22 protein-coding genes are annotated in these 15,732 nt (G+C 54.2%); 6 read left to right on the forward strand and 16 right to left on the reverse strand.

Going from position 1 to position 15,732, the window contains the following annotated elements; genetic code table 11:
• Positions 1–60: 60 nt before the first annotated feature.
• From ACR2R1_RS11850 to hisB, 6 genes are read right to left on the reverse strand one after another with little or no spacing between them, the layout of a single operon-like run.
• Entirely contained in the window at positions 61–384 is a 324-nt protein-coding gene (locus tag ACR2R1_RS11850; protein ID WP_077728513.1) for a phosphoribosyl-ATP diphosphatase, read from the reverse strand.
• A gap of 1 nt (position 385) precedes the next feature.
• On the reverse strand, positions 386–769 hold the full coding sequence (gene hisI, locus ACR2R1_RS11855; RefSeq protein WP_434101847.1) for a phosphoribosyl-AMP cyclohydrolase: 384 nt from the start codon (positions 767–769) through the stop codon (positions 386–388).
• Positions 770–774: 5 nt separating this feature from the next.
• The gene (hisF, locus tag ACR2R1_RS11860) at positions 775–1,539 is read right to left on the reverse strand and encodes an imidazole glycerol phosphate synthase subunit HisF (protein WP_077728515.1); all 765 of its coding nucleotides are present in this window, start codon (positions 1,537–1,539) and stop codon (positions 775–777) included.
• A 3-nt stretch (positions 1,540–1,542) separates the two neighbouring features.
• The gene (hisA, locus tag ACR2R1_RS11865) at positions 1,543–2,274 is read right to left on the reverse strand and encodes a 1-(5-phosphoribosyl)-5-[(5-phosphoribosylamino)methylideneamino]imidazole-4-carboxamide isomerase (RefSeq protein WP_077728516.1); all 732 of its coding nucleotides are present in this window, start codon (positions 2,272–2,274) and stop codon (positions 1,543–1,545) included.
• A gap of 41 nt (positions 2,275–2,315) precedes the next feature.
• On the reverse strand, positions 2,316–2,963 hold the full coding sequence (hisH, locus tag ACR2R1_RS11870) for an imidazole glycerol phosphate synthase subunit HisH (protein WP_210023763.1): 648 nt from the start codon (positions 2,961–2,963) through the stop codon (positions 2,316–2,318).
• A gap of 39 nt (positions 2,964–3,002) precedes the next feature.
• Complete coding sequence (gene hisB, locus ACR2R1_RS11875; protein WP_086135138.1) at positions 3,003–3,596, reverse strand: imidazoleglycerol-phosphate dehydratase HisB; 594 nt, start codon at positions 3,594–3,596, stop codon at positions 3,003–3,005.
• A gap of 454 nt (positions 3,597–4,050) precedes the next feature.
• Here hisB and ACR2R1_RS11880 point away from each other — a divergent pair, with 454 nt between their 5' ends.
• Together ACR2R1_RS11880 and ACR2R1_RS11885 are read left to right on the forward strand one after the other, a co-directional pair.
• Entirely contained in the window at positions 4,051–4,341 is a 291-nt protein-coding gene (locus ACR2R1_RS11880; RefSeq protein ID WP_077728519.1) for a nucleotidyltransferase family protein, read from the forward strand.
• A gap of 132 nt (positions 4,342–4,473) precedes the next feature.
• The gene (locus ACR2R1_RS11885) at positions 4,474–4,716 is read left to right on the forward strand and encodes a HepT-like ribonuclease domain-containing protein (RefSeq protein ID WP_348529935.1); all 243 of its coding nucleotides are present in this window, start codon (positions 4,474–4,476) and stop codon (positions 4,714–4,716) included.
• A 236-nt stretch (positions 4,717–4,952) separates the two neighbouring features.
• On the opposite strand, the gene ACR2R1_RS11890 is transcribed toward ACR2R1_RS11885, so the two are convergent.
• The 4 genes from ACR2R1_RS11890 to ACR2R1_RS11905 all read right to left on the reverse strand — a co-directional run bounded on the left by ACR2R1_RS11890 (position 4,953) and on the right by ACR2R1_RS11905 (position 6,245).
• On the reverse strand, positions 4,953–5,099 hold the full coding sequence (locus ACR2R1_RS11890) for a hypothetical protein (protein WP_245245437.1): 147 nt from the start codon (positions 5,097–5,099) through the stop codon (positions 4,953–4,955).
• A 101-nt stretch (positions 5,100–5,200) separates the two neighbouring features.
• Positions 5,201–5,467 carry a Uma2 family endonuclease gene (locus ACR2R1_RS11895; RefSeq protein WP_245245423.1) on the reverse strand — a complete coding sequence of 89 codons (267 nt, stop codon included), beginning with the start codon at positions 5,465–5,467 and terminating at the stop codon, positions 5,201–5,203.
• Between the two features lie 131 nt (positions 5,468–5,598).
• Positions 5,599–6,009 carry a type II toxin-antitoxin system VapC family toxin gene (locus tag ACR2R1_RS11900; RefSeq protein ID WP_210023761.1) on the reverse strand — a complete coding sequence of 137 codons (411 nt, stop codon included), beginning with the start codon at positions 6,007–6,009 and terminating at the stop codon, positions 5,599–5,601.
• Positions 6,010–6,011: 2 nt separating this feature from the next.
• Positions 6,012–6,245 (reverse strand): antitoxin, encoded by a 234-nt coding sequence (locus ACR2R1_RS11905; RefSeq protein ID WP_133717603.1) that lies wholly within the window; start codon positions 6,243–6,245, stop codon positions 6,012–6,014.
• 580 nt (positions 6,246–6,825) lie between these two features.
• Here ACR2R1_RS11905 and ACR2R1_RS11910 point away from each other — a divergent pair.
• The 3 genes from ACR2R1_RS11910 (at position 6,826) to tfpZ (ending at position 8,957) form a co-directional block, all read left to right on the forward strand.
• Positions 6,826–6,978: a HepT-like ribonuclease domain-containing protein gene (locus tag ACR2R1_RS11910; protein WP_347257321.1), complete on the forward strand. Its 153-nt coding sequence runs from the start codon at positions 6,826–6,828 to the stop codon at positions 6,976–6,978.
• A gap of 324 nt (positions 6,979–7,302) precedes the next feature.
• Positions 7,303–7,998 carry a pilin gene (locus ACR2R1_RS11915; protein ID WP_210023759.1) on the forward strand — a complete coding sequence of 232 codons (696 nt, stop codon included), beginning with the start codon at positions 7,303–7,305 and terminating at the stop codon, positions 7,996–7,998.
• 140 nt (positions 7,999–8,138) lie between these two features.
• Positions 8,139–8,957, forward strand: coding sequence for a TfpX/TfpZ family type IV pilin accessory protein (gene tfpZ, locus ACR2R1_RS11920; RefSeq protein ID WP_280858145.1), 819 nt, complete (start codon positions 8,139–8,141; stop codon positions 8,955–8,957).
• A gap of 247 nt (positions 8,958–9,204) precedes the next feature.
• On the opposite strand, the gene ACR2R1_RS11925 is transcribed toward tfpZ, so the two are convergent.
• From ACR2R1_RS11925 to msrA, 4 genes are all read right to left on the reverse strand, one after another.
• Positions 9,205–9,765: a response regulator transcription factor gene (locus ACR2R1_RS11925; protein ID WP_133717601.1), complete on the reverse strand. Its 561-nt coding sequence runs from the start codon at positions 9,763–9,765 to the stop codon at positions 9,205–9,207.
• 5 nt (positions 9,766–9,770) lie between these two features.
• A complete protein-coding gene (locus tag ACR2R1_RS11930; RefSeq protein ID WP_077728526.1) occupies positions 9,771–11,087 on the reverse strand; it encodes an ATP-binding protein in 1,317 nt (438 codons plus the stop codon).
• A gap of 453 nt (positions 11,088–11,540) precedes the next feature.
• Positions 11,541–12,320 carry a M48 family metallopeptidase gene (locus tag ACR2R1_RS11935; protein ID WP_156880836.1) on the reverse strand — a complete coding sequence of 260 codons (780 nt, stop codon included), beginning with the start codon at positions 12,318–12,320 and terminating at the stop codon, positions 11,541–11,543.
• A gap of 54 nt (positions 12,321–12,374) precedes the next feature.
• Positions 12,375–13,037: a peptide-methionine (S)-S-oxide reductase MsrA gene (gene msrA / locus ACR2R1_RS11940; protein WP_156880835.1), complete on the reverse strand. Its 663-nt coding sequence runs from the start codon at positions 13,035–13,037 to the stop codon at positions 12,375–12,377.
• A 126-nt stretch (positions 13,038–13,163) separates the two neighbouring features.
• Between msrA and hslO the strand changes: the two genes are divergently transcribed.
• Complete coding sequence (hslO, locus tag ACR2R1_RS11945) at positions 13,164–14,033, forward strand: Hsp33 family molecular chaperone HslO (RefSeq protein ID WP_077728529.1); 870 nt, start codon at positions 13,164–13,166, stop codon at positions 14,031–14,033.
• Positions 14,034–14,129: 96 nt separating this feature from the next.
• Here hslO and ACR2R1_RS11950 read toward each other — a convergent pair whose 3' ends face one another.
• Both ACR2R1_RS11950 and ACR2R1_RS11955 read right to left on the reverse strand, forming a co-directional pair.
• Positions 14,130–14,996 carry a cytochrome c oxidase subunit 3 gene (locus ACR2R1_RS11950; RefSeq protein ID WP_156880834.1) on the reverse strand — a complete coding sequence of 289 codons (867 nt, stop codon included), beginning with the start codon at positions 14,994–14,996 and terminating at the stop codon, positions 14,130–14,132.
• A gap of 39 nt (positions 14,997–15,035) precedes the next feature.
• On the reverse strand, positions 15,036–15,581 hold the full coding sequence (locus tag ACR2R1_RS11955) for a cytochrome c oxidase assembly protein (RefSeq protein WP_077728531.1): 546 nt from the start codon (positions 15,579–15,581) through the stop codon (positions 15,036–15,038).
• Between the last annotated feature and the right edge of the window lie 151 nt (positions 15,582–15,732).

Raw genomic sequence — 15,732 nt, forward strand, 5'->3', positions numbered from 1 at the left:
AGCTCCTCAACGACCTACGAATTTCCCTATCCTTACCACTGAACTTCGGTGAAAAACGCTCTAACCGGACTTGTCGTCGCGTCCCGCTTTTTCTTCGAGCCCCGAGAGACCGAACCGCCTCTGCAATTCGGCCAATACCTGATCCGGACTCAACCCTTGATGAGCGAGCAATACCAGGCTGTGAAACCACAAATCCGCAACTTCGTAGACAATCTTGTCGAGGTTTCCGTCCTTGGCGGCCATTACGGTTTCGGTGGCCTCCTCGCCGATCTTTTTCAAGATAGCATCGAGCCCTTTGGCATAAAGACTCGCCACATAGGATTTTTGCGGATCCTGAGATTTCCGTTCCTCGAGCACCCTAGCCAACTCCTTCAACACGTCCATATCAGCGCTTATACATCGTTTCCGGAGATTTCAGGACAGGTTCCACCGTCTCCCAGCAGCCATCCCGCAGCACCCGAAAAAAGCAGTGATGCCGTCCGGTATGACAGGCGATTCCGCCGGCCTGTTCGACCGCGAGCAAAATCACATCCTCGTCGCAATCCAGGCGAACTTCCAGAACTTTCTGCCGATTCCCGGATTCCTCGCCCTTCCGCCAAAGCCGATTCCGCGAGCGCGACCAGTAGACGGCATAGCCTTCCTCGGCGGTAAGCCGCAAAGCTTCCCGGTTCATCCAGGCGAACATGAGAACCTGCCCCGTGGCCGCCTCCTGCGTAATGACGGGAACCAGCCCTTCGGACGTCCAGCGGATTTCGTCGAGCCACGCCAGTTCCGTCACAGCCGCACCTCGATGCCTTGAGCCGCCAAGTATTCCTTGGCCTGCCGAATGGTGTATTCGGCGAAATGGAAAATGCTGGCTGCCAGCACCGCATCGGCTTTGCCCTGCAAGATCCCGTCGGCCAAATGCTGCAAATTGCCGACACCGCCCGAGGCGATCACCGGAACGGATACGGCCTCGCTGATTGCGCGAGTCAGTTCCAGATCGAACCCTTGTTTGGTGCCGTCCCGATCCATGCTGGTCAAGAGGATTTCGCCGGCTCCGTAAGCCACCATGCGACGCGCCCACTCGATGGCATCAAGGCCGGTCGGCTTGCGCCCGCCGTGAGTAAAGATCTCCCACCGCTTTGGGTCTTCGGACACCTGCTTGGCATCGAGAGCGACGACGATACACTGAGAGCCGAAACGCTCCGCCGCTTCGCGCACGAACTCCGGCCGGGCGACTGCGGCGGTATTGATACTGACCTTATCGGCGCCGGCATTCAGCATGCGGCGGATATCTTCGAGCGTTCGGATGCCGCCTCCTACCGTAAGGGGGATAAACACTTCGCCCGCCACTTGCTCCACCACGTGCACCATCGTGTCGCGATTGTCCGAACTGGCGGTAATGTCGAGAAAAGTCAGTTCGTCCGCGCCCTCCCGGTCGTAACGCCTAGCAATCTCGACGGGATCTCCCGCATCTTTGATATCGACGAAGCGGACGCCCTTGACCACGCGTCCATTGTCGACGTCCAGGCAGGGGATAATGCGCTTGGCAAGCATGGATCAGTATTCTTCCGCTACTTTACGGGCTTCGGCAAAGTTAAGGGTGCCCTCATAAATAGCGCGGCCGGTTATGGCGCCCATGACGCCGTCGCCAACCACACTGCCCAGGGCGTGAATATCCTGAATACTCCGGATGCCGCCCGACGCAATCACCGGAATGCGTATGGAGCGAGCCAGCCTTGCGGTTGCCTCGACATTGACGCCCTCCATCATGCCGTCCCGGCTGATGTCGGTGTAAACGATGGCTTCAACGCCATCGTCCTCGAATTTTTGAGCCAAATCGATCACATCGTGATGCGACAACTTCGACCAGCCGTCTATCGCTACTTTGCCGTCCTTCGCGTCCAGACCGACGATAATATGGTTCGGAAACTCCGCCGCGACCTCCCGCACGAAATGAGGCGCACTGACTGCCTTGGTACCAATGATGACGTAATCGACGCCGGCGTTCAGGTAACCCTGAATCGTCTCTTCATCCCGGATTCCACCGCCCACCTGGATTTGTACATCCGGATAAGCTTCGCGTATGGCGTGGATAACCTCCGCATTGCGCGGAATCCCCGCAAAGGCACCGTCCAAATCCACCAAATGAAGGCGCTTCGCCCCTTCCGACACCCATTTCCCCGCCATCGCCACCGGGTCGTCGGAAAAAACCGTATCGTCTTCCATGCGGCCCTGCCGCAAACGGACACACTTGCCATCTTTCAGATCGATAGCAGGTATCAAAAGCATAAAAAAATCCTCAGTAACGGATAGAGTGAATGATCGGTGCCTTATCGCCCCGGGTCCCAGTTTAGAAAATTAGCCAGCAATCGCAATCCGGCTTCCTGGCTCTTTTCAGGATGAAACTGAACGGCAAAGATGTTTTCGCGCGCCAGCGCCGAAGCGAAGGGTTCCGAATAGTCGGTGGTCGCCGCAACGTTTCGGGAATCAGTCGGTCGCGCGAAGTAGCTGTGAACGAAATAAAACCAACTGTCGGAAGCGATGCCTCGCCATAACGGATGATCGGCCTCCTGCTGGCTGACGCGGTTCCATCCCATATGTGGAATTTTCAAGGGCTGACCGGCAGCGTCTGCCACTCCATCGGCGAAGCGTACGACCCGGCCGGGAATCAAACCCAGGCAAGCTGTTCCGCCGTTTTCCTCGCTTTCCTCGAGCAGGGCCTGCATCCCCAGGCAAATACCTAAGAGCGGTTTCGAGGCCGCCGCCCGTTCGATGATGGTTACGAGGTCCCGATCAGCCAATGCATTCATGCAATCGCGGATCGCCCCGACCCCTGGGAATACGACCCGGTCGGCTTTGAGAATTGTTTCGGGATTGTCCGTGACGATCACGGCGGTTTTGGAGTGGGCGTGTTGAAGCGCCTTGGCTATGGAATGCAGATTTCCCATCCCATAATCGATGACTGCAACGGAAGACATGGATAAAAGCGAATCGAACGAGAGTCCCGTATAAGTTTTCTAAATCATTCCTTTAGTCGAAGGGACGACATCCTGCATCCTGGTATCCGGTTCTATGGCCATTCTCATGGCACGACCGAAAGCCTTGAACACGGTTTCGGCAATATGGTGGGCATTTTGTCCCTTCAGATTATCGATATGTAAGGTGACTTTTGCGTGATTGACGAATCCCCGAAAAAACTCGAGAAACAAATCGACATCGAATTCGCCTATCCGGGCACGCGTAAAAGTTACGTCGTAAGATAAACCTGGCCGCCCGGAAAAATCAATCACGACGCGCGACAAAGCTTCGTCCAGGGGAATATAGGCATGACCGTAACGCCGTATCCCCTTTTTGCTCCCCAAAGCTTTTTCCACCGCCTGGCCCAGCGTAATGCCGATGTCTTCCACCGTGTGGTGGGCATCAATGTGCAGATCGCCTTTCGCACGTACCTCAAGGTCGATCAATCCGTGCCGTGCCACCTGATCCAACATATGGTCGAGGAAAGGAACACCGGTTTCGAAAACACCCGTGCCGACTCCATCCAGGTTCAGACAAACCCGCACTTGGGTTTCCAGTGTATTGCGGTCAACATCGGCGATACGGCTAATCATGAACGGCAAGAGATCTTCTGAATAATAAATCGGCCCTTAATGATATAACGGCCACGCGGTCTTGCTAAGCCCGATTCACGACAATGGACGCCCCGCTCCGCATGTAAGCCAAAGCTTACACAATTTTCAGCATTTTCCGACTTAGTCTGAAACGAATTTTCTGCCACACTCATTCAGTCGCCGACAAGGAGGTAAGGACAGCTATCCTCTAGGGATAACCACCAGGACGTGACTTGATAGCCAACCAAGCAGGCGATAACCCCGGGTGCATGGAGCGCATCCGGGGTTTTTGTTTTTCGCTCACAGAGAATTCGGATCAAGGAACTCAAAGGTGGCAAAATATACATAATATATAGATGACCTCTTAAGCCCAGTCAAAGGGCGCCAGTTGGATGAACAACGCCTGCGCTACCGGTTAAACGCTCCACAAATTACAAGCGTCTAGCCTATTCACATGAAACCCTCCGAAGCTCTGCAAGCGCATCGTGAAGATATCCGTCGGTTGGTCGACCGAAGCCGTGCCCGAAATGCTCGCGTATTCGGCTCTGTTCTGTACGGCGAGGATACCGATCGGAGCGATCTCGACATCCTGATCGATCCCCTTCCCGGAACGACGCTGCTTGATCTCGGTGGACTGCAGATCGCGCTTGAAGAGTTACTCGGCGTGCCGGTCGACCTGCTTACGCCCGGAGACCTCCCTGCGGAAATCCGGAGCAAGGTTCTCCAGGAGGCCGCCCCGCTGTGAGCGACGACAAACACCGACTTCGTGCGGCTGATTACCTGGGTCATATGCTTGAAGCCATCCGGCTGGCACGCGAATACACCAACGGAGTGACAAAGGAGAACTTTTTCGCTGATCCGTAAGACGCAGCAGGCGGTGATACTGAATATTCTGGTCATTGGCGCGGCGGCCACTAAATTGGTCAACGAATATCCGGACCTCGCTGCCAAGCATTCCGAAATACCCTGGAAACCGATGCGAGGTATGCGAAACAGAATGGCCCACGGCTATTTCGAGATCGATCTGGAAGTCGCATGGGATACCATTCGTGAGTCTCTGCCAAAGCTTGAGCAACAACTGCTGGACTTGAATCGGCAGTTGAAGAAAAAGCCTGGATAATGTTTCCCGAACCTAGGACAAACACCCCGCCATCGGCGCTTTGGTTGACGACGCATTACCTTGGAGTGAGGATCGACTTGCCGAACGGTTCCCGGCACCCTGATTGGTCCGGCGTTCCGCAAAATTACGAAAGCCTGCCGCACCCCGCGTGATAACCACCACGATCTGTCTTGATAGCCAACCAAGCGGGCGATAACCCCGTGTGCATGGAGCGCACCGGGGCTTTATTGTTCTCGTCAAAATTCCGGTCGCGGCAAGCGGCGAACCAGGTCATCCCAAGCCACCGCAACATCCGGCCACACGCCAACGCGGGTTTCGCGCGAAAGCTCCTGAACGTCCGGCTTACCATATTCGCCATTTAGCAGCCGATATACGGTAACCATCCGGTCCGTTGGATGCACCAGCCAATATTCCCGCACACCGGCGCGCCTCTCACTCCGCGTCGGTCCAGCTTGGATTCATCACACACAACCATAACGTCTGGCTACACCACGGTATCGATAGCTTCGTCCGATTCGCCAGCCTTGGACAAACGGACAGCGACCAGAGCAATGAAGGCGCGACAAGGCTTGCCTTCCAGGGCATTGCTCAATTGCCGGTAAATCTCCCCGGCTATATCCTGATGCTCCAGATTCGGGGCGGGCGCCATGAGATAGGCCCTGCCGTCGATCAGTTCATAGCGGACACCTTCCGGCCAGGATAGATAATCGCCGTAGGTATGACGTTCGGAATCGCGAAGTGCAAGCCCCATGGGCGGCCTCCTTCGTTGGGAACATTCAAAATCTCAGGCTGATATTACCGCATCCCAGGGCAAACATGCGGACGCCAAAGCCGCAGTGCAATCGCCTTTATCTCGCCCCCATATCCAGGTAAGGCGGACGGTCATGGGGTCAGCCAGTTTTCCACTTTGAGGCCGGGTACTCTGCGGAACTCATTCATGTTGTCGGTTACCAGTACGAGACCCAGCGATAGCGCATGTGCCGCAATCAGGCAATCATTCGCTCCAATCGGTGTGCCGGCTTTCTCCAATGTCGCTCGCAAGTCGGCATAGCTCCGATCAACTCCATCTTCCAGCGGGAGTACGTCAAGCGCCGCAAGCAGCTGTTCAATCTTGTGCGACAAGGTTGGCGAGCCTTTCTTAGCAGCGCCATAGCGTAGTTCGCAAGCGACGACAATGCTGGTGCAGACGGCGATTTCCCCTACCGCTGAGATGCGATTCACCACCGCGCCGGCCGGGTGCTTAACAATGCTGGACAGGATATTGGTATCGAGCAGATAGCAATGATCGGCCATGCTCAAAGATCCACGGGCTCCGGGGGAAAATCCTCGATTTCCGGAAATTCCTCGTCCAGCGGCTCCCAGGTGGCGAGAAGCGCCAGCAACGAGCGACGCTGGACAGGTTCGACAATCAGTCGATCCCCTTCCTTGCGGATGATGGCTTCATTACCCGGAAGCTCGAATTCGCGGGGAATCCGCAGCGCTTGATTGCGACCGTTCTTGAACAAACGGACATGGCGTTCAATATACATGACAGCCCTCCTATCGGATAATTGGCCTATGCTAGGCATAGGCTAGCAAATTGATCCTAAGGGGGCAACTCTCACGGACAGGATTGGATGGGTTTTGTCCATTGATGAATTTTTGTGCCGTCCAGCTTCAGTGGTCAGCGTTAAGTACATACCTATCACCTGGACAGGATGATAACGTTGCTCATCAGGTCATGAGAGCTCGCATGCCCTCTTTAGAACTGAAGATTTGCAATTTTTTGAGAATGCTGATTCTATCGAAAGCGTAGAACTATGGACTAGAAGCTGACTAATCAGTGATTCTTCTTGCGCGAACATTAAAGCGCCCAACTCGGACTGTTACAGTTCGTGCTGAATATCTTTGACCTTCCCCATAAAGTCGGACAACACCTTCTTAACAGTGTTCCAGAACATGTAGCGCGCAATTGGGTACTCCCGTATTGCGCCGCATGAATAAGACTTCCCATACGGCGCAATACACTGAAACTATTGCGCTCTACGCGGGCTGAATCTTTTGGTCATCGGCGAGGCAGCCACCAAATTAGTCAACGAGTATCCGGATTTTGCTGCCTAGCACCCCGAAATACCCTGGAAACCGATGCGAGGTATGCGAAACAGAATCGTCCACGGCTATTTCGAGATCAACGTGGAAGTCGTATGGAACACCATCCGTGAGTCTCTGCCAAAGTTCGAGCAACAATTGCTGGACTTGAGTCGGCAGTTGGAGAAGAAGTGAGGATAATTCTTCGCAGGCCAAAGTTAAGCACTCCATCATCGTTGCTTCAGCAAGTCGCACGTAATCTATGGGATGGGGGACCGATACGTCGAGCGGTTTCCGGTACAGTGAGCGGTCTAGCGTTCAGCAAAATTACCAAACCAGGCTTGTTCGCACTACGGAGCAAACATGTAGGGCGCAATAGCCTTAGCGTATTGCGCCGCATAGGAAGCCTCATTCATGCGGCGCAATACGGGAGTACCCTATTGCGCCCTACGCGGGCTGCCGGCCCACCCATCGCGGACGCGGAGCCACGAACAGAGCCAGAAAAGAAGGAGTGACCATTTGCGTCACTTTCCGACCATCCGAAGACAACCCTCGCCAGGAAAAATCCTGCCCAACCGAACGAACCAGCGCCCAGGGCGGGCTTTCGTCGATGGCACGCAAGCTGCTTATTTTGAACTCGCAGCTTTACAGCTTGTTTCCACCCATAAACATAAGGAGTTCATTGTCATGAACGTTATGAAAAAAGCACAACAAGGTTTCACCTTGATCGAGTTAATGATCGTCGTGGCCATCGTTGGCATTTTGGCGGCAGTCGCACTGCCGGCTTATCAAGATTACACAGTGCGCTCTAAAGTCACAGAAGGTTTGAGTCTGGCAGAAGGCGCCAAATCAGTTGTGACAGAGATGTGGCAGACGGACGGCAGTCTCGCCAATTTAACCCAAGCTATAGCTCCGGCATGCGTCGCCACGACCACATATTGCTTTACTCCCTCCAAGAACGTGACGTCGATCGCAATTACAGCAGCGAATGGGGAAGTCGCTATTACTTACGGTACTGGTGCAAACGCTATCCCACAACTTGCTGGCACAAACACTATCGTTTTGGTTCCAACGATAAATGCAGTTGCGCTTGCCCCGGGGGCGGCGGGCGATATGGATTGGCACTGCAAATCCGCTGGCTCAACTTTCGCTGTTGGCACCGCCGGTACGGTTCCGGCCAGGTATGCTCCAGCTAGCTGTCGCGGCGCGGTCTAAACCGGCCTAGCTTTGGCACATACACAAGGTTCAATTATAGACGAAGCGTGCCAATCGAACTCAAGCCCCTCTCTATTAGAGGGGCTTTTTCTTTGTAAGTGTCGATTTAATTGTATTGGCTATCCTTACTTCGCATACATATGGTGCCCTTACTATTTTCATTATGTCTGAGCCGACCGTTGCCGAATATATCCCGCTGGAAAGCCTCCGCCATTCATTTAGGTATCAGTGCTATGGTTATCGCGACTCTCAGCGCGTTGCTGGCCCTGAGCTGGTATCCGCCCACCTATGTCTGGGCGATGGGCGGACAGAGCCTCATCGCCATCCTCGTGGGAGTCGACATCATCCTGGGCCCTCTCCTGACGCTGATCGTCTGGAACATGGAAAAACCCAGCCTGCGCTTCGACATGGCGGTAATCGTCCTGTTGCAAATGCTGGCCTTAGGCTATGGGCTGTACAGCATGTTCTGGGCCCGTCCAGTTTACATGGTTTTCGCGATCGACCGCTTCGATCTAGTTACAGCAGCCGCGATCCCGACAACTGAATTGAAAAAAGTAAAACGCGAGGAATTCAGATCGTTGCCCCTGACCGGACCTGAAATCGTCGCTGTGCAAAGCCCTAGCGACGGCGCTGAGCGCACCAAAATCCTATTTTCCGCAGTCTCCGGAGGCATCGACCTCCCACAACTCCCGCAATATTACGTGCCCTATAGCGAAATGGCCGCTGAAGCGGTCCGGAAAGCCTTGCCACTCGACTCATTGTTGCAGCGCGATGCGGCAACCCGCAGCAAGCTTTTGACCTACCTGGAAGGCCACAAACTCGACCAGGCCAAGTTGAAGTTTCTGCCGCTCCAAGCGACGCAAAATGACCAGACAGTGTTGCTCGACAGCGCGACGGGTGCGATTCTCGATATCGTCGATATTGATCCCTGGCTGCAAACTGCGACCGACTCGAGGTAACGGGCTTACGCCCGTTGCCACTACCACACCAGCAGGTTAAGGAGGCTGGGATGAGTGATTTGATTACTCGTCCACCTGAGCTGGCTCAAGCAAGCTCCGCGAGCCCGTAACGTCAGCGTTACCCAGCGACCAGTGAAGTGATAACCATATTAAACGTCAGTTCCCTGCTAAAGGCCCAGAGCCGAGCAGAATATCAGCAAGAAAGAACGGGCCTGCGAACTGTTCCCTTCCACTGAGAACCCGAGCTTCACTCCCTCACCGGCCTCTTATCCAGCTTCCGCTGCAAAGTCCTGCGGTGCATGCCCAGCGCCCTTGCGGCAGCGGAGATATTGCCGCCGTGCTCGATCAAAACTTTTTGCAGATGCTCCCATTCCAGGCGCCGGACGGAGAGCGGCTTTTCCTTGATTTCGACGGAGACGTCGCCTTGATCCTTGTGGAGGGCCGCGACGATCTCGTCGGCATCGGCGGGCTTGGTGAGATATTGGATCGCGCCCAGTTTTATGGCTTCGACGGCCGTGGCGATGCTGGCGTACCCAGTCAAAACGACGATACGGGTGTTGGCGTCGAGATTGTGGAGCCGCTTGACCAAAATCAGCCCGGAATCGTGGCCGATCCGCAAATCGATCACCGCATACTCGGGCTCGATTTGTTCCGCCAGCGCGGTACCGGTCTCAAGGTCTTGAGCGGCGTGCACCTCGAATCCGCGCTTCTCGAGGGCTTGCTTCAAAACTCCACAGAACGTAGGGTCGTCATCGACCAGTAACAGACTGGGACGAGGGGTATCGGATGAGGATTTTGCACTGTTCATAGATCTTAATTCGGACGCAGCAATGGAAGTTCGATGCGCGTGCAAGTGCCGCCTTCGACACGAGGTAACATCTCTATTCGACCGCCCAAGCGCTCGATAGTGGCAAATGCCAAGAATAGCCCGACCCCCAACCCATGTTCTTTAGTCGTGATCGGCGCCTTTCCCAGACGCTGGGATAGCGTAGGGGCAATGCCAGGTCCCTGGTCGAGGATCTCCAAAGTCGCGCGCTCGAAGCTCCAGCGGGCGCGCAGCTTTATCCCACGCGGCGAAACATCGGCGGCATTGTTGAGAATATTAACTAAAGCGTGGGTAAGGGTATCCTCGGCCAAAATGCACGGCGGAGGCAAAGGCCCAACCTTTTCGTATTCCAACTCGGCGTTGAGACGCTGTTTCCGCCAGCTATCCACCGTTTCCTCCAGATAGTTCGTCAGCGGCATTACGTGGCCCGATTCGGCTCTGATTGCACCGGCCGACGCCGACATGACCGAAAGGGCCTTTTTGCAGCGGACCACCTGCTCCCGCAGGATTTTCATTTTTTCCAACAAATCGTCTTGCTTGGCGCCTTCACATTCGCTCTCTATTTCATGAATCAGGATCGCCATGGTTCCCAGCGGGGTGCCCATCTCGTGCGCCGCACCGGCCGCCAGCGTCCCCAGCGCAACAACCCGCTCGTTCCGTAAAGCCTGCTCGCGAGCTTCAGCCAAGCGGCGTTCACGCTCTCTCAGTGTTTTCGCCATCTCTACGACGAAGTAAGCCACGAGAACGGCACTGAATACGAACCCGAACCACATGCCGAACGCGTGCAGTTCAATGCTGTGGTCCTCCATCAGGGCCTGAACGGCGGGCGGGGCGTCGCCGTGCAAAGTTACGGCTTGAATGTCGGGAAGCGGCTGGTAAAAGCCGATGAGTATGGTGTAACACCCGGAAGTGAAGATCACCATATACCAGGTATAAAACTGGGGCAGCACGGTAGCCGCGATAATCAGCGGAAGCAGGAAAAACCAGGCCATGGGATTGGTGGCGCCCCCGGTGAAATAGAGAATCGCGGTAATCGCCAGGACGTCGAATGAAAGTTGCATGAACAACTCCATTTCGGCGACCGGGCGGGGATTGCTGAGCCTCAACCACGTCCACCAGTTGAAGGCGCCTAGCGCCGTCATGATGGCTGTAAGAGGCACTTCGCTAAGCGGTATCTCCAATCCGTAGACACTGATCAGAACGATAAGCGCTTGCCCCGTAATCATGAGATTGCGCAAAACGAACAGCCAGCGAAGGTTTTGACGAGCGTCGGTTTCCGTGTCCGCCGGAGTGGGAATGTTCATGAGCGGGTTTGAGTTCATGGAGCGGATTGTAAATGGCCGACTTTGTTGGGCGAATGCGACAATTTGTCACATTTTTGATTACTAATGTGACTGCTAGTATTAGATCGTGGTTTCTGATGCCTAAGGAACCGGCAAGACGGTAGCAGGCCGACGATCAGATGCTATCTGTAGCTGTGCGCTATAGCCTCCTCATTAAGGCAGAAGACTAGCTCTTCTGCCTTTTTTATTTTCCGATGGATTGTTTCCTTTCAACACGCGAATCCTTGGATTGCGCGACAATTTGTCACATTTCGCGTACAAGTTTCACTGCTAGAATGTTAATCACTCGTTAGGAGCTGCTCCTAGCTGAGACCAGACGCACGTTTAGTGCTCACAATCCTCCTCTTGACGTGCAGGGATCTTTCTCCCTGCACTTTTCTTTTTGCGCGAACGCGCATCGCCCGGGATGCCGGATCAACCACCGCAACGAGGGTTTTTACCCATTGCCTGTGCGTTTCGATACATTTCCAGGGCTTTGGGCATGTTTTGTTTAAGCTCTTGCATGCGAGTAGCATGAGACGGATGAGTCGAAAGAAACTCTATCGGCTGCCCACCGCCCGCTTGTTCCATATTGATCCAGAGATCGATGCTTTGTTGCGGGTTGAAGCCTGCTTTGGCCATCAGTTCCAATCCGAGCAAATCGGCCTCGCTTTCCTGTAGACGACTATACGGCATAAGAACACCGTATTGGGCGCCTAAGCCCAATACCCCCATCATCACTTGGCCCGTCTGAGTAGTCGGATTGGTTATCGCTTGGATGACATTCAGCCCTTGTTGCACGGCCACCTGCTGGGAAGCTCGCTCATTCGAATGCCGAGAAAGCACGTGCGCGACCTCATGCGCAATGACTGTCGCGAGCTGATCCTGATTCCGGGCGACCCGAAGTATGCCGGTATGTACACCGATTTTCCCGCCGGGCAGTGCAAATGCGTTGGGCGATTCGTCTTGAAACACCGTGACTTCCCATTCCCCCCCTACCTCCTTAACAATCGGCCCGGCTACACACACAACGTATTGATTCGTTTGCGGACTTTGATCGATGGGCAATTTTTGTTTCATGTTGACAAAGGCCTGTGCCCCCATGGCCGCCATTTGGTCCTCTGGCATTATCATGAACTGGGTGCGCCCCAAAGGTGAGGTCGCACAAGCTGAAAGGCCCAATGTGAAAAATGCAATCAACAGAATTCTTTTCATGGAAACTCTTAATATTGTGAGACGCCCGATAATAGCCAAAGGAGTTAAGTGCTATCAATCGGTGTCGGTGTGTACGCTCGCGCCAAATTCAGTAGGACAATTTATTCCGGTACCGCCTAAACCGCAGTATCCGCCGGGATTCTTGGCCAGATATTGCTGGTGATAGGGTTCCGCATAGAAAAATTCGGGAGCCTCGCGGATTTCGGTGGTGATTCGCCCATATCCTTTTTGGCTCAAGGCTGCTTGATAAGCATCGCGGGCAACGATAGCCAGTTCTTTCTGGCGCGGCGTATAGGTGAAAATGACCGAGCGGTATTGCGTCCCGATGTCCTTGCCCTGGCGCATGCCTTGTGTAGGGTTGTGGGACTCCCAAAATAGTTTCAGCAAATCTTGGTAATGGATCTTATTAGGATCGTAGACTACGCGTACGACCTCGGCGTGACCGGTCATCCCGCTACATACTTCTTCGTAAGTGGGATTGGGCGTAGCTCCGCCAGCGTAGCCGACTGCCGTTACGTAAACGCCGGGCGTCTGCCAGAATTTCCGCTCCGCACCCCAAAAGCAGCCAAGACCGAAAACCGCAATTTCCGATCCTTCCGGATATGGCGGCTCCATCCGATGTCCATTTACAAAATGCAACTCCGGAACCGGCATCTTTTCCACTCGGCCGGGAAGAGCGGAATCGTCATCAGGCAGCGAAAGCTTTTTCGTAAACATGGAATTTACTCTTCGGTGATCTGTCAATCAGAAGCCGCATGAATATCGCTAGCAGAACCTTGTAGACTAGCAGTTTCTGCCTATTAAAAGGCAAAGTGACATTCCTTAAAACTTTTTGGTTAGACGATGAGTGAATTCGACAGTTTCCAAAGGTTCTTGTTTGAAGATCTCGGGATACGAGGCGAACTCGTACGGCTCGACGCGAGTTGGCAAGCCGTGCTCGAACGCCATCCTTACCCTCCTGCCGTCTCGAGCCAGTTGGGACAAGCACTTGCTGCCGTGCTATTGCTATCCGCCACCATCAAGTTCAAGGGGTCTTTGATTCTTCAGGCTCAAGGCCACGGACCGCTGAATACTTTAGTGGCGCAGGCAACACACCAGAGAACTATTCGCGGACTCGCACACTGGCGCGGCGAAGTGACGGGAGAAACGCTGTCCGACATCTACGGTCCGGGGCACTTGGTGTTGACGGTCCAGAACGAGGATTCCGAACCGTACCAGGGTATCGTCGCTCTCGAGGGAGACGATCTGGCCGGCGCTATCGAAACGTATTTTTCACGCTCGGAACAACTGGCGACCCGACTTTGGTTAGCGGCCGACGAACAGCGCGCAGCAGGGTTGCTCATCCAGGAACTGCCTGCCAAACAACGCGATCGCGACGATTGGACGCGCGTCGAATACTTGGCGGATACGGTTACCGAGGGGGAGTTGCTGAATTTACCCAGTCAAGAACTGTTGTATCGCCTCTTTAATGAAGAATCGGTACGGCTTTTCGACTCGGAACCGATCTCCTTCCGCTGTGGATGCTCGCGGGAGCGCATCGAATCCGTCCTGCTCACCTTGGGGAATCACGAGGTGGAATCGATTTTGGAGCAAGAGGATTCAGTCGAGGTTGGCTGCGAATTCTGCAACCGCCGTTATCATTTCGATCGCGTCGATATCGGCGGCTTATTTACCAATGAAATAAGACTCCCGTCTTCCTCGACTCGACAATGATCGGCCTGACATCTTTATTCGAATTTCCGGGCGGATAGACAAAAGGAGCGCTACCCAAGGAGAGTAGCGCCCCTTTTGGTAAAAAGCAGTGGCGGGTTACAGCCAGTAGACGAAAATGAAGAGGCCCAACCACACCACGTCGACAAAGTGCCAATACCAGGCGGCCGCTTCAAACGCGAAATGGTGTTCCGGGTTGAAGTGTCCGCGTATGCTCCGGAGCAAGACGACCGTAAGAATGATGGCACCGATGGTCACGTGCAAACCGTGGAACCCGGTCAGCATGAAGAACGTCGAGCCGTAGATTCCAGAGCCCAAGGTCAGCCCCATTTCGGTGTAGGCCTCGTGGTACTCGACCCCCTGCAGAATCACGAACAGAAAACCTAGGGCAACCGTAGCGATCAGACCTTTGATCAATTGTCCGCGATTATTCGCCAGCAATCCCCAGTGCGCCCAGGTAACGGTTCCGCCACTGCTCAACAGGATCAGAGTATTCAGAGCCGGAACACCCCATGCGCCCATGGGTTCGAACTCGCCGCCCACCTGTCCCGGTCCGTTGGTCGGCCACATCGCCCGAAATCCCTGCCACAAGTCTCCAGTCGCTCCGGCAGAGAAATTACCTTCTCCGCCCAACCACGGCACCGAGTAGATACGTGCGTAAAAGAGCGCGCCGAAGAACGCGGCAAAGAAGAATACTTCCGAGGTAATGAACCAAATCATCCCCATTCGAAACGAACCGTCCACCTGCTGGTTATACAACCCGGCGACGCTTTCCTTTATCACCGAGCCAAACCATCCGGCCATCATGAAGATCACGATGCCCGCTCCCAGCACCATTAAGGTTCCACCGATGCTCGATCCGTTAAGGTAATTAGCAAATCCCACGAGCAAAGTCGTCAGGCCGATCGATCCCACGATGGGCCAGTTCGCTTTGTGCGGTAGATAGTACGCGTCTTTCGTAGCCATTACATTCCCCTACTTTTGAAATTGTTGATCTTTCTCTCGTCAGTTCTGGTTCTTGTCGGTGATATCGAAGAACGTGTAGGAAAGGGTCATATCCTTCACGTTTTCCGGAATGGACGGATCAATCACGAATCGAACCGGCATTTCGCGCAATTTGTGCGGTTCGAATTCTTGCTCGGAAAAACAAAAGCACTCGGTCTTGTTCAGGTATTCCGTGGCCACGCCGGGAGCTACGCTGGGAATGGCACGCCCGACCATTTTGTTATCGGTCGTATTTTCGGCATAGAACTTGACCGTGTAATACTGCCCCGGATGTATCTTCATCTTGTTTTTTTCCGCACGGAAAGCGAGCGGCATGTTCTCATTGACCGAGGTGATGAATTCGATCGTCAGTTCCCGCGATTGATCGACTACATAAGCGGCGTCCGCGACCGCCTCCGTTTTCACTTTTCCATTCAGTCCCGTAACCTCGCAGAACACGTTGTACAGCGGAACCATGGCGAAGCCGAAACCGAACATTCCGACAGCCACTAAGACGATTGACCAAATCAATCGCTTATTGACTTTTCTGCTTTCTGAATCGTTCACTGACCGGATGACGTAGTAATTAATTTAAGGATCGCACCGATATAGAGCATCAGCGCGATAATCGCGATGACGACCGCCAACAGTACGTTCTTTTTTCGAATATCCATAGCGTTAAACCACAGTCCCCGCCCTAGAGGCGGGGACCGCTTCG

Source organism: Methylocaldum sp. GT1TLB (assembly GCF_051027445.1).
GTDB lineage: Bacteria > Pseudomonadota > Gammaproteobacteria > Methylococcales > Methylococcaceae > Methylocaldum.

Excerpts from the sequence above, each read along its gene's own strand:
- ACR2R1_RS11850 (WP_077728513.1), bottom strand. The coding sequence starts at position 384 with ATGGACGTGTTGAAGGAGTTGGCTAGGGTGCTCGAGGAACGGAAATCT.
- hisF (WP_077728515.1), bottom strand. The coding sequence starts at position 1,539 with ATGCTTGCCAAGCGCATTATCCCCTGCCTGGACGTCGACAATGGACGC.
- hisA (WP_077728516.1), bottom strand. The coding sequence starts at position 2,274 with ATGCTTTTGATACCTGCTATCGATCTGAAAGATGGCAAGTGTGTCCGT.
- hisH (WP_210023763.1), bottom strand. The coding sequence starts at position 2,963 with ATGTCTTCCGTTGCAGTCATCGATTATGGGATGGGAAATCTGCATTCC.
- hisB (WP_086135138.1), bottom strand. The coding sequence starts at position 3,596 with ATGATTAGCCGTATCGCCGATGTTGACCGCAATACACTGGAAACCCAA.
- ACR2R1_RS11880 (WP_077728519.1), top strand. The coding sequence starts at position 4,051 with ATGAAACCCTCCGAAGCTCTGCAAGCGCATCGTGAAGATATCCGTCGG.
- ACR2R1_RS11890 (WP_245245437.1), bottom strand. The coding sequence starts at position 5,099 with ATGGTTACCGTATATCGGCTGCTAAATGGCGAATATGGTAAGCCGGAC.
- ACR2R1_RS11895 (WP_245245423.1), bottom strand. The coding sequence starts at position 5,467 with ATGGGGCTTGCACTTCGCGATTCCGAACGTCATACCTACGGCGATTAT.
- ACR2R1_RS11900 (WP_210023761.1), bottom strand. The coding sequence starts at position 6,009 with ATGGCCGATCATTGCTATCTGCTCGATACCAATATCCTGTCCAGCATT.
- ACR2R1_RS11905 (WP_133717603.1), bottom strand. The coding sequence starts at position 6,245 with ATGTATATTGAACGCCATGTCCGTTTGTTCAAGAACGGTCGCAATCAA.
- tfpZ (WP_280858145.1), top strand. The coding sequence starts at position 8,139 with ATGGTGCCCTTACTATTTTCATTATGTCTGAGCCGACCGTTGCCGAAT.
- ACR2R1_RS11925 (WP_133717601.1), bottom strand. The coding sequence starts at position 9,765 with ATGAACAGTGCAAAATCCTCATCCGATACCCCTCGTCCCAGTCTGTTA.
- ACR2R1_RS11930 (WP_077728526.1), bottom strand. The coding sequence starts at position 11,087 with ATGAACATTCCCACTCCGGCGGACACGGAAACCGACGCTCGTCAAAAC.
- ACR2R1_RS11935 (WP_156880836.1), bottom strand. The coding sequence starts at position 12,320 with ATGAAAAGAATTCTGTTGATTGCATTTTTCACATTGGGCCTTTCAGCT.
- msrA (WP_156880835.1), bottom strand. The coding sequence starts at position 13,037 with ATGTTTACGAAAAAGCTTTCGCTGCCTGATGACGATTCCGCTCTTCCC.
- hslO (WP_077728529.1), top strand. The coding sequence starts at position 13,164 with ATGAGTGAATTCGACAGTTTCCAAAGGTTCTTGTTTGAAGATCTCGGG.
- ACR2R1_RS11950 (WP_156880834.1), bottom strand. The coding sequence starts at position 14,996 with ATGGCTACGAAAGACGCGTACTATCTACCGCACAAAGCGAACTGGCCC.